The sequence below is a fragment of the Marinobacter alkaliphilus genome (genome assembly GCF_055394375.1).
Map to the genome: position 1 here is coordinate 532,923 of NZ_AP043751.1, position 12,514 is coordinate 545,436.

Here is a 12,514-nt window from a genome sequence, read left to right on the forward strand (position 1 = left end):
GTGGCCTTGACGCCAGGGTCCACATTAACCTATACACAAAGGGGAATCGGGGTATGTGCGCCTGATTTGCAGCAGCCTGCCAGACTGGCATTCAGGTTAATTCGTAACAACTCGGCTTACCTCCATAATAAGGAACATTATGTGCCCAACCAGTTCTCGTAAAATGGCCAATCTGCGAGCTCAGTACATCGATCGCCTGGGTCGGTACGCACAAAAACTGGAGGCACTTTGGACGGCCGCGGCTGATGACCAAAGCAATCTGTCGAACATCCAGTCAATGGCGCATCGTCTGGCCGGTTCGGGCAAGGCCTATGGATTCAGGGAATTGTCGCAGGTGGCGAGAGAGCTTGAGCAGGCATTGGAGCAAACGGAACAGTTTTCACGGCAGGAACGAGCATCGGCAGCATCCGAACCGTTCAGTGCATTGTTGCGGGCATTAAGACAGATCTTAAAAGATGAATCGAATGAGGTGGGCCATAATTACGCCCAAAATGCTGCAGTAACGAAAAGCCAGTCTGTAGGTGACGTCCGTGTCCTGATTGTGGACGACGATAAAGATTTCGCGCTCAAACTCTCGGAGACCCTCGACTCTTACGGTTATATTGCACACGTCGAGAAGGATATCGCCCAACTGGAACAGGCGATTGCCGACTATGATCCGCTTGCCGTGATCGTCGACATGGATTTTTTCGGCGATCGTTATGCAGGCGCCAGGCAGGTGGCTTACTGGCGACATAATGATGGCGCCCCCCTTCCAGTCACTTTCATTTCTGAACATGATTCTTTCGACCTTCGCCTTGCATCGGTCAGGGCAGGAGGCAATCATTTTCTTCACAAACCATTGGATATTCCTAGGCTGATAGCCCTACTGCACGCTGAACTGAGTCTGGCACCTGCCGAGCCATACCGGGTCATGATTGTCGACGATGATCAGGACCTGTTGGACTTGTATGATTCCATTCTCGGTGGTGCTGGTTATTCAGTCAGAACGGCGGATAACGCGCAAAATACCCTCTCTCTTCTGGATCAGTTTCAACCTGAACTGGTGTTGATTGATGTCAGCATGCCTGTCTGCAATGGCATTGAACTGGGTCGTATTATTCGCCAGCACGAAGAGTTCTCTACCATACCTCTTTTGTTTATGTCGGCGGTTGCTGATACGGAAACGCAGTTGGCCTGTGCCCGCCTGGCAAATGACGAGTTCATCACCAAACCGATAGAGCCCTGGCGGCTGTTGATGATGGTAAAGTCACGGGTCGTAAAAGGTCGCCAGTTGCGGAGCCTGAATCGTACCTTGACTGGGCCCGAGGCGGACATGATCCAAGACCCACTAACTGCACTGCCTAAACTGGCGGAAGTCCGGCGTGCCCTCAACGGAATATTGCCGCAACAGGTTCGAGATGTTCTGGCATTGATAAAAATGGATCTTCAGGGTTTTCACACCATCAATAATCTCCATGGCCAGTACTTTGGTGATGAGATCCTGCAACGTGTTGCATGGAGGCTGAGTCAACACCTGGGAGAAACCGGCATGTTGAGCCGTGAGGCCGGTGATGAATTTCTGATTCTAAGCAAGGGTCATTCTTCCCAAGAGGCGCTTGATGAGTACGTGAGGAAACTGATTGAGGCTGTCAATCAAACGAATATGGTTTCCGAACAGGGGGCTGCCCTATTATCGGTAGATGTCGGTGTTGCGATCTGCACGGAAGACATTACGAGTGCAGATGAGCTTATAGATCGCGCGGACATGGCTTTGTTTAAAGCGAAAGCGGCCCAGGGTGCTGAACTGGTCTACTTTGATGAAGAGCTCCAGGCTGAGCAGAGATACCGCTTTACCCTGGAACAATCGATCAGGCAGGGCCTGGATAATCAAGAGTTTGTTGCGGTTTACCAGCCAATATTCTCAGTGGAAGGGGAGTGCATTGTCGGGTTCGAGGCTCTGGCCCGTTGGCAGCATCCGGAGCATGGCCTGCTGGGGCCGGGGGAGTTTATTCCATTGATGGAAGAGCGGGGGCTGATTTCCCGGTTAACGGAGCAGATAATCAGCTGTGTGGTGCCTCAACTCGCCCATTGGCACAATATCAACCCGGATTGGTTTATGTCGCTGAACCTCTCCGCGAGAGATATTCAGAAACCCTCATTTATAGACAATCTGACTTCGTTGATTTACGCCCATAAGCTGGCGCCAGAAAAAGTCGTTCTGGAAATTACCGAGAGCCTGCTGTTGGCTGACTGGCAGAACGCCAGTCAGGTACTTGAGTCACTCAAGTCGCTTGGTGTCCGCTTGGCACTGGATGATTTTGGCACTGGTTACAGTTCTTTGAGTTATCTCCATCGCATCAACGCTGATAAGTTGAAAATTGATCGCAGCTTTATCGAACATTGGTCGCAAACCGCGGATGCACGTTTGTTGCGCACAATGGTGCATTTGGGTCACAGCATGAACATGACGGTCATTGCCGAGGGTGTGGAAAACAGGGAAGAGTTGGTCTTCCTGGGGGAAATCGGTTGCCATCAGTATCAGGGATTTTTGAGTGCCCGCCCCATGCTGCCCGAAGACCTGGAGGCGGGTGGCTGGTTGCTTTGAATACGTTCCCGGATCACGTTGATGAGTTGTTCGGATGTAAGCCGGTTTTTCAGCAGCACACCTTCCACAGCGGAGTGTTCTTCTTTGCTGATGTCCTCACCGGACAAGATGACAATGGCCGCATTGGGTTGCTTGTTCTCAATGTCCGGAATCAGGTCCCACCCTGAGCCGTCGGGCAGACCGATATCAAGCAAAACGGCATCATAGGCCTGTTGTTTCAGTAGTCTTTTGGCATCGGCCATCGTTCCTGCCCATTCCAGATTCAAATGATCACGGACCATAGCCGAAATGACCTCATGCAAATCCGCATCATCCTCGATGTGCAAGATTCTCGGGCGATAGCCCTCTGATAACTCATGCTGCACCAAATCAATCAGTCTCTGATGCTGAATCGGTTTTGCCAGCCACGCAATATTGTCAGCCTCGCCATTAAGTTCTAGCTGACCCTGGCGCGCTATGGCGGACACTACCACAATGGGAATGTTGGCGGTGTCCGCCTGTTTTTTCAGCCGTCGTATAATGTCCAGCCCGCTTACATCCGGTAGCATCAGGTCGAGGCTTATCAGGTCGTAGCCCCCCGTCTTCACGGATTCCAGAGCCCCTGTGCCAGTGAGGCAAACATCGACCTGATACCCTGCCCCTTTCAGCAAAAGTCTTAGAAGTTCGGCGACATCTGGATCATCCTCCACGACCAGTATTCTGGGTGACTCATTGGATGAGCCATCCGTGTTTTTTGGAGAACGGGCAGAGGGTGCTTTTTCAGCCGGTGTTATCAACGGCAGAGAGAAGAAAAAGCGCGTTCCTTCGCCGGCGGTTGTCTCGAAGTCAATCGTGCCCCCCATGCGGGTAAGCAGCTCCTGGGTAATGGCCAGACCGAGCCCCGTGCCCCCTTTTTGACGCGTGTCTGAGCTGTCGGCCTGAGCAAATCGCTGAAATATCTTGTGGTGAAAATCCTCTGGAATACCAGAGCCATGGTCGGTCACGCGAACGGTGATATCGGTATTCGTACTGGATGCCTCGACAGTGACTGTACCGCCGTCGGGAGAAAACTTGATGGCATTGGACAGCAGGTTGGCCAGCACCTGCTTCAGCCGCTGCTTATCAACCTTGACGTTTTGCCGGGATATCTCGCTGTCCAGCGCCAGTTTGATATGGCGCTCGGCACCGTAGGTCCTGTTTTCCTCCACGGCCTGCTCAAGTATGGGTTGAAGCGGTTGAACCTGCATGTCCAGATTCACTTTTCCCGCCGCGATCCTTTCGATATCCAGCAAATCGTTGATCAGGTATGCCAATCGCTCACTGTTTCGGTGGGCGGTCTCTAACAGCTTTGTGGCCTTTTCGGGTATATCCCCCAGCTTACCGCTCAGAGCAAGCCCCAGGGCACCGCTAACGGAGGTCAGCGGCGTGCGCAGTTCGTGGCTGACGGTGGAAATGAATTCGCTTTTCATTTGCTCAATGCGCTTGCGCTCGGTGATGTCCTCGGCAACGCCTAGAAAGCCGGTCAGCTTATCGGCATCATCCAGGATGGGGGTGACGGTCAGCGTCACAGGAATTGAGTCACCCTGTTTACTCAGGTAGGTCCACTCCCGCGTCTCGGCGCCCTGACGCATAGCGTTTTTCACGAAGACATCAAAGCCTGAGACGGCTTCGCTGAATGTCTCAGAAAGCTCCCGGGACCGTTCCTCAATCTCAGATGAAAGATGAAACAGTGCAGGGCTTTGCACGCCAATTACTTCACTTGAGTCGTATCCGAGCAGATTTTCAGCACCGGTATTGAACAGGGTGATGGTCCCCTCGGTATCGGTGGCGATAATGGCAAACTCGGTTGACGCTTCCAGAACATTGCTCAGCATGGCGGAGGTGCTGGCCAGCTCCCGGGTGCGGGCCTGAACTTGCTGTTCCAAAGTGGTCCGTGCGTCGTCCAGTTCGGAAAAAGTCCTGGCCAGCGCAGTGCCCATGGTACGGAGTGAAGCCGACAACATGCCATACTCACGAATTCGGCTATCGGGCAACTCTGGTGGATTGTTGCCGCGAATTTTCTCAGGCAGGTGCTTGCTGGCTTTGTCGAGTTTCACCAACGGACGTGTCAGAAGACGACTGAGTAAAAAGCTGACCACAATGCTCAGCAGGGCCATCACCGCCAAAAAAGCGAAGCTCTCATTGTGTTTACGTTCCAGGGTCTGAATCAGCGGCCCGGCCGACTTATCCGCTATCAATTTGGCGCCGACCGCCAGGTCGTCGATCGGCCGGTGGTATTGGTAGTGTCCCTGCTGCCAGCGATTCACCAGGCTTTCATCGGAATCCGGCAGCCAGATGTCCAGATTCTCCAGGCCGGTGAACTGTCGGCTCATTCCTGATGACGGCAAGGTGAATTCTCCGGCGTCGGCAATAACCTTTCCCTCAGCGTTGAGCAGCGCTATGCCGTCAATGGCATCGGTGTATTCAAAGCGACGCAGCTCGGATTCAAGAACCTCGGAGACATCGGGGTTCTGCCGCAGGCGATCCGCTGTGGTGGTTAAGGCGCGAGCCATGACAGTGGCCAAGCCCTTTTCCAGTTCCGTTTCGTCCTCATGGCTGCCGATGATCACAGGGGTGGTTCCGATGATTAGCGCCAGAGTCAGAAGGACATGGAAAAGCAATTCGTTTAGCCGGATATAGGATGGCAGCCAGCGAACGGTCCCGTTCTGAAACCGCCACACTAGTACCTTGACCAACAGCCCTGCAGTAAGGGCGTTGAACAGACCATTCAGCGACTGCTTGAGGGCAATCATGGTGGCGGGCGTAGTATCTATGCCCACCAAGCCCATATATAACGCTGGAACCAGGGTGGTGCCGGCCACGAGCCAGAAAGCCAGATCGGCCAGTACCAGATTGTTCAGGCCGCGCCGGTACAAAAGGCCGACAACAACCGCCTCCAGCGTAAAGACAGGGATGGCGTAGGGATGGCCCCAAAGTACCCAGGTGTAGGCACTACCGGCCAGCGCCACCCAGACGGCAGGCCAAAAACCCACCAACCTTATGGCCAACATCACGGCGACAGAGCCGAAAATGAAATGCACACCAAAGAACAGGGGTAGGTTGATTATATTGCCCAAAACCGCGAGCAGAGCCAGACCGAATGTGGCGATGGCTTTAGTTGCAAAGGTCATGATTCAATCACCGGTAACTGAATGTAGAATTCGGCACCGCCGCCGTCGGCATCGCGATAGCCAACCTGGCCCCCGAGCTGCTGGCAGAGTTTACGGGTAATGGCCAGACCCAGCCCGGTGCCGGGGAGCTTGCGGCTGTCGGTGGCGTCGGCCTGGCTGAACCGCTGAAACAGTCGTTCCTGAAACTCCGGCGACACCCCGGGACCATGATCCCGGATGCGGATTTCAGTGGTCTCGTCGTGCTCGATGACCGAGACTTCCACAGGGTGATTTTCCGGGGAAAACTTTATAGCATTCGACAGCAGGTTCGTCAGCGCTTGAACAAGCCGCGGGCTGTCGACATTGACCGTGATCGCCGGCCACGCCTGGGGGGTGTCAATGCTGACACTGTGGGCGCCCCCCCGGTATTCCCGAACAGACTCAATCGCCTCATCCAGAATGGGCGCCAATGCTTGCTGCTTCGGCTCCATGGCCATCTTGCCCGCCACCAGTTTTTCCATATCCAGCAGGTCGTTGATCAGAAGCATCAGGCGGCTGGTATTGCGCTCGGCAGTTTTCAGCAGTTTTTGTGCCTTATCCGGCAGTTCACCGGCCGCGCCGCCGGCCAACAGGCCGAGACTGCCCTTGATGGATGTCAGCGGTGTGCGCAGTTCATGACTGACGATCGAGATAAGCTGGTCTTTCATTCTTTCGAGCTTCTTGCGCTCACTGATGTCCTCAACAAGCGACCAAATGACTTTCCGGCCATCCATTTCCTCACTTAACATGCCCTGCAAGCGCACGGGGTAACGGCTGCCGTCTTTTCGTATGTACTCTTTCTCAAAAGGACCATAACGCCCGGTTTTGCTGAGGTCCGCGAGAGCTTTCTCTTCTTCGGGCAGGTACTCTTTGGGCGTGACATCCCAGTAACTGAGCTCGACAAACTCTTCTGCCGTATAGCCGCTAGGGGCAACCAGTGCGTGGTTGAGGTCCATAAAGCGGCCAGTCTCAAAGTCATTCAGCGCGATGCCAATGGGAGAAAACTCAAACAGGCCGCGCAGGCGCGCTTCACTCTGTTCCAGCGCAAGGCGTGCCTGTTGCTGTTCGTGGATATCCTGAATATACCCATGCCACTGGATGCTGCCATCCAGTAAGCGTTCCGGTTTGGCGTGACCCGAGACCCAGCGATATCCATTGCGTGGGTGCGCCACGCGATAATTCATCGCCCAGTTCTCCAGGGTCCAGGCTGAGTGTTCGATCGATGCGCTCACGGCGGCCAGATCATCCGGATGGATGCGCTCAAAAGCCGGCGCCGCATCCTCCGCGGCCTGCTCCGGGGTTATTCCATATAGATTCTCGACCTGGGGTGAGCTGAAGGGGAAGACCATTGTTCCATCGGGGAAACGGCGAAACTGGTACACGGTGCCCGGCAACTGTGCCATCAGCTTGGTCAGACGGTCATGACCGAGGCTGTTGGTCAACATCTCGGACAACCAGTTGGCCAGCAACCGGAGAAACAGCTTTTCGCTTTCGTCATAGTCCTCCTGCCTGGCACGGACAGAAGAAAAGTTCAGGGTTCCCCAGGGGTGGCCGTCCACCTCCACAACAATGCCTGCATAGCTACCCAGCGGGTTGGCTTTGTAACAAGGGTGAGCGTGATACTCAGGCCGATCCGTGTCCGGTATAAAGTACTCGCGGGTCGGCCCCTCATTGGCACTGGACACCAACACGTCGCACCAGGTGTCGCCCAGTGGGAACTGCTGACCGGCGGCCACCGGAATACCGTCACTGGCGTCTACCCAGGCAACGGTGTAAGTGTCTCTCTCGATCTGGCTGAGAATCGCCAGATCTGAGCCAAGGTAGCGTCTGCCCTCCTGCAGGGCGTGGCCAATCTTGTCATCCAGTGAGCGGTGAGTGGAGAAGGCAATATCATTCAGCAGCATCAATGCCCTTTGATTGTGCTCCAGTTGCTGCAGCGCATCGTGCTCGCGGGTGATATCCACAATAAACCCTTCAAGCACAGCCGGATACTGTGGATCGTCCCGTATGCATCGGCCGCGCTCTTCCACCCAGCGCCATCCCTTGGTGCGGTGGCAAATCCGGTATTCGATGTGCCACTCCGTATTATTCGTCATCGCCTTTGCGACGGCCTCGTCACACTTTGCCGCATCGTCGCTGTGAATCAGTTCGGCGTAACTGATGCGTTTATTCCCGATCAGATCGTCTGCTGTGTAGCCACTGACGTTATCCACTTGCCTGCTCATATAGAGCATGGTCCATTGGTCATCCGGCAGGCAGCGGTAGGTCACACCGGGCATATTGTTCAGTAGTGCAGCCATTTCATCATGGCTTGCCTGTAGCTTCTCCTCCATTTCCGTGCTCTGTCTGCGCTGTCGGGCATCCGCCCGGATCAGATCCTCCACCATGCCCGCCAGTTCCCGGAGTAGACCAATCTGAGTGTCGTCAAACGATCGCGGTTGGCGGTCGATCAGGCAAAGGGTACCCAGGCGATGCCCGGTTTCGGTATGCAGGGGGGCACCGGCATAGAAACGGATGTCAGGGGCGCTGGTCACCAGCGGATTATCGAAGAAGCGCTCGTCCTCAAGCGTGTCCTCAACAACCAGAGGCTCGCTGTGATGAATCGCATGACCGCAGAAAGAGATATCTCGGGGTGTTTCTGTTGCGTCGAGCCCCTGCCGGGATTTGAACCATTGCCGATCCCGGTCGATCAAAGACACCAGGGCGATGGGCACAGAGAAGGTATGGCAAGCCAGACGGGTGATGCGATCAAAGCGTTCCTCCGATCCTTCGGCCAGCAGGCCACTGTCATCCAGCGCCTGCTGACGCTCGGTTTCATTATCCGGAGTCTTAGGGGCTTTCATGGGTTACCTCGATCAAGACGACCCCTGCGCTTGCTGGTCTGACGCGCGAACCACCCGGTTTCGCCCGTCGCGCTTGGCGCGGTAAAGTGCCTGATCAGCCTTTTCCAGCAATGCTTCGGCCGTATCGTTCGGAAACTGATGGTTATCTGCCACGCCTGCTGAGAGTGTGCAGGTAAAGGGGGCGCCATCGCTTGTAAATTTGATATCCGCGAAATCTTCCCGCAAACAGTTCACCAGTTTGCGGGCCTGGTCGGCATCACAATCCGGCAACACCAGTGTGAACTCCTCACCACCATAGCGGCCCAGTTTGTCAGTTATTCGAAAATGCTGGCGAAGCAGCGTGCCCACGGCGGCGATCACCGTGTCACCCACCGAGTGACCGTAGGTATCGTTGATTGCCTTGAAATGATCGATATCCAGCATCGCGACACTGAATGTTTGCGGGCGCCGTTGAGCCAACTGCCATTGCATCTGCAATGCTTCTTTGATGCTGGCATGCTTCAGCAAACCGGTCAGGCCATCCCGATTGCGGGTTCGTTCCAGTTCGCGCAGGCGCTGGATTCTGGCCGCGCATAATCGGACCAAAAGGTCCCTGTCGACGGGTTTTTCCAGAAACGCGTCCCCGCCTCTGAGGAGGGCCTGGTTGCGCAGATCCGAGTTGGACTCCGCCGAGAGGTAGATGATGGGTAAATGTGCCCAACGATCGGTTTGCGAGAGCAGTGCTGCAAGTTCCGCACCGGTCACATGGGGCAGCCACAGATCCATCAGGACTAGCTCGGGGTCAAACTCGCTGACGGTTTCAAACAACTGGTCGGCTTGCTGGAGTATCGTCACCTGCATGCCCGCGTTTTCAAGAATGGACTGACAGTGACTCGCAAGTTCCCGATCATCCTCTATGATGAGGACCCGCCCGGGTTCGGAGTGCTCAGTCCGAATAACCTGGGAGATATGTGCAGCAAGCCTGACCATATCCAGCGGTTTGACAAAGTAACCCTGCGCGCCTGCGCGCAAGGCTTCCAGCCTCGCACTGAAACTCTCCTCAGCACCGGTGAAAAATATCGGGCATTGAAAATCGTCTAACAGGGCTTGCCAAACATCTTGCGGCTCGTGGCCTTCGTACTGAACGGCATGGTGATCGATCAGCAATAGGTCGGGTTCCGGGTTGTCGGTTGTTTTAAGAACACCGGCATCGTCCAGATGATAAACACGAAAGCCAAAACTTGTCAGCTGCGACTGGGTATAACTGGCAAGCAGATGATCGCGTTCTATCAGCCATAGGCAGGGAGAGCCTGAAGCAATGGCCTGAGGGCTGGCTTCAATCGCTTTTTCGCTCTGCCCATGGCTGTCGGCCGCACGCGCATCTCTCAGTTCAGACAACCACCTGGCGGGAAGGTCTGCTTCTTTGGAAGGTTCCGGCAGGTTTTTTGCGACTATTGTTTCAAGCTCGCGGGCTTTCTCGCCGAGCGAGTGAAAACCGAAGGTGCCTGCAGCGCCCGCCAGCTTATGCAATGCCGAATGCAATTCACTCAGTGCGTTTTCACAAGAGGGATGCGTTTCCAAACGGGAAGACAGACTTTCAAGCCGCCTGAATTCGGACTCCAGACGTTTGGCGTAGGCCGCTTTCAGCTTTTCAATTTGGTTGAGAGAACGGCCGGCAGGGGACGACTCAACCATCGAACTGCTCCCAAATCGCTCGTATATCATCCGCCAGAGTCATCGGGTCGAAGGGTTTTGAAATCACCTCTGCAACGCCCATTTTTTTATAACGTTCCAATTCCTCCGGGTGAACTTTGGCTGTCATGAACACGACCAGGGTGGCTTCCGTTATGGCCCCCTGTTTTCTGAGCGCGGTCAGAGTCTCCGTGCCATCCATGCCGGGCATCATGACATCCAGCAGAATCAATTGCGGCTCAAATGCCGGGATCTCCCGCAGTGCAACTTCACCGGACTCACAGGTTTTCAACGTAATCCCACCCACGTCTTCCAAGGCGAGGGCAGCAATCTCGCGGATGTCTGGGTCGTCCTCTACGTAAGCGACCTTTTGCAATGTGCTCATTTTTCGGGATCCAAAGTGGCTGTTTTCTTGTCTACATTCATGTAAGGCAGTTTCAAGCAATGAACTCCAGAGCCTTTTTTACCTACAGTGTAGATCCTTCGGCCTCTTCTGTTTTGCCGATTATTCGTTTTTGATGACTGACTACGGATCTTCAAAGCCAAGCATAGACTCAATTTCTGATCGTGGAGGACCGTTCGCCAGAGGGCATGGTGCCATGAACGTTAGGAACGGTAGTATTGATGCTGTGGATATTTCTCGCCGCATCAGGTCGTTTTTCTACAGCTACTTGTTCACTTCTCTGAACAGCATCATAGACCTAAATGCTAAGAATCCGGATGTTCGCTTTTGTTTAACAGCAGGAACAAGCGCCACCACATCCCGTAAGCAACGGTCAAAACCGACCTTTCTATATTGCCCAAGAAACTGACAGTGTTCCAAAGCTGAAGTTGTCTTTATGGCGCTCGTCTTCGCTGGTCGAGGCACGCAATGTGACCGCGGCCAGCAGGTGATCCCACTGCCAGGTAGCACCCAGACCAAGCTGACCAATCAGCGGCCCTTTGTCGAAACGGTAAGCCCCGGCATTGTCATCGATGTAGGAATAGCCTACATACTCCAGCCCCAGCCCCACATATACTGACCAGCTACTGCCTGAATCCTTGAACGAGCCCGGCAAAGCGATGGTTGAGGATGTACCAGCGTAGTCCGGCACAAAATTTATAGGAAGGTGTCTGCCAAGCTGCCAGACCAACCCGGTTTTAGCGGAAGTCCGAAAACTCGACAGTAGTCCGGATCCAACCACCGACACACGCTGTTCAATGTTGCCGCCCTGCCCGAGTTGCAGGAGTTTTCGGCCATGCGCAGCCTGTATGCCACCCACCACATCGGTTCCAAGCTGATTCCCCCACCCTTGCGGCTTGTCGCTTCCAGTGGCTTCGTGCACCCATTTCTGAACCGACTCGGCACCGCTTTCGGGCCCAATAACGCCAATGTGAGCACCAAAGCCGGTAATCGTATCGGCGTTCCAGCTCCAGAGAGTGCCGCTGAGCGACAGGTGGCCGGCATAGGGAATGTCGTCGAACTGCGGACCTTCAACCGTAATATCTTCAGGCGTAACCATGAATTGCCGCAAACTCAGGCTTACCGCCTGCTTTGAATCAGCAGTTCCAATACCTGGCAGAAAGCGCAGCTCATCACGCAGAATCCGGGCAAATCTTGCCGACTTTCCATCGTTCTCGTCAGCGGTGTCCGTCAGATACGAAAAGCGTACCCCGTTTGTATAGCCGCGATCGGTTCCGGTAAGCAGGTCGTTATCCCAGGACAGGTTCACGACTTCAGCCTTCAGGCTGGTTGGGAAAACACTAATGACGAAAAACAGCAGGAGGGCACATCCGCAGCGACAACTCAAATCCAGTCTCTCCGGTTGATACAAGAGTTAACAAGCATGGCCTATGTCGAGTCATACCGTTACAACGGCCACTCAATCAGATGTGCAGACTAAGTCGCTTTCCCTCGCTTTTCTAGCTCCCTCCCATCGACGCAGTCAGCTTTCCGGATTAACGTGCCGCCGGACGAGATAAGAACACCCGATTACTTGGAAAAGTTCAGCTGTAGTCAATCGACCTGACAGGTACTGGCTCTTTAGCTATTGGTAGTCTGAACGCTACACTAATCGCCCCGAGTGTCAGCTATGTGGTTGCCGAATCCCCCCGTTACTCTTGATAACCTCTGATGCGGCCAACCTTGACTGTTAACGAGTGCCGATGGGTGATACTCTCTCGCAAAATATAGCTTTCTACAGGCGGACTCTCGGACTACCCCGCTCGACAACTGTCCAATTTCGGACAGTTAAAACCAGACATTT

6 protein-coding genes are annotated in these 12,514 nt (G+C 54.5%); 1 reads left to right on the forward strand and 5 read right to left on the reverse strand.

Annotation, left to right across the window (positions count from 1 at the left end):
• Window positions 1-163 precede the first annotated feature (163 nt).
• On the forward strand, window positions 164-2,587 hold the full coding sequence (locus ACZ5Q2_RS02460; protein WP_230715338.1) for an EAL domain-containing protein: 2,424 nt from the start codon (window positions 164-166) through the stop codon (window positions 2,585-2,587).
• On the opposite strand, the gene ACZ5Q2_RS02465 is transcribed toward ACZ5Q2_RS02460, so the two are convergent.
• From ACZ5Q2_RS02465 to ACZ5Q2_RS02485, 5 genes are all read right to left on the reverse strand, one after another.
• Entirely contained in the window at window positions 2,521-5,736 is a 3,216-nt protein-coding gene (locus ACZ5Q2_RS02465; RefSeq protein ID WP_432210485.1) for a response regulator, read from the reverse strand. The two genes, ACZ5Q2_RS02460 and ACZ5Q2_RS02465, sit on opposite strands and share 67 nt — an antisense overlap.
• Window positions 5,733-8,597 carry a PAS domain-containing protein gene (locus ACZ5Q2_RS02470; protein ID WP_432210484.1) on the reverse strand — a complete coding sequence of 955 codons (2,865 nt, stop codon included), beginning with the start codon at window positions 8,595-8,597 and terminating at the stop codon, window positions 5,733-5,735. The genes ACZ5Q2_RS02465 and ACZ5Q2_RS02470 overlap by 4 nt, the downstream gene beginning before the upstream one ends.
• Before the next feature lie 12 nt (window positions 8,598-8,609).
• Window positions 8,610-10,271 (reverse strand): diguanylate cyclase, encoded by a 1,662-nt coding sequence (locus ACZ5Q2_RS02475; protein WP_230715354.1) that lies wholly within the window; start codon window positions 10,269-10,271, stop codon window positions 8,610-8,612.
• A complete protein-coding gene (locus tag ACZ5Q2_RS02480) occupies window positions 10,264-10,653 on the reverse strand; it encodes a response regulator (protein ID WP_230715356.1) in 390 nt (129 codons plus the stop codon). The genes ACZ5Q2_RS02475 and ACZ5Q2_RS02480 overlap by 8 nt, the downstream gene beginning before the upstream one ends.
• A 406-nt stretch (window positions 10,654-11,059) precedes the next feature.
• Complete coding sequence (locus ACZ5Q2_RS02485; RefSeq protein WP_227510242.1) at window positions 11,060-11,980, reverse strand: lipid A deacylase LpxR family protein; 921 nt, start codon at window positions 11,978-11,980, stop codon at window positions 11,060-11,062.
• Window positions 11,981-12,514 lie beyond the last annotated feature (534 nt).

Coding starts and splice junctions, on each gene's coding strand:
- ACZ5Q2_RS02470 (WP_432210484.1), bottom strand. CDS start 8,597: ATGAAAGCCCCTAAGACTCCGGATAATGAAACCGAGCGTCAGCAGGCG.
- ACZ5Q2_RS02480 (WP_230715356.1), bottom strand. CDS start 10,653: ATGAGCACATTGCAAAAGGTCGCTTACGTAGAGGACGACCCAGACATC.
- ACZ5Q2_RS02465 (WP_432210485.1), bottom strand. CDS start 5,736: ATGACCTTTGCAACTAAAGCCATCGCCACATTCGGTCTGGCTCTGCTC.
- ACZ5Q2_RS02460 (WP_230715338.1), top strand. CDS start 164: ATGGCCAATCTGCGAGCTCAGTACATCGATCGCCTGGGTCGGTACGCA.
- ACZ5Q2_RS02475 (WP_230715354.1), bottom strand. CDS start 10,271: ATGGTTGAGTCGTCCCCTGCCGGCCGTTCTCTCAACCAAATTGAAAAG.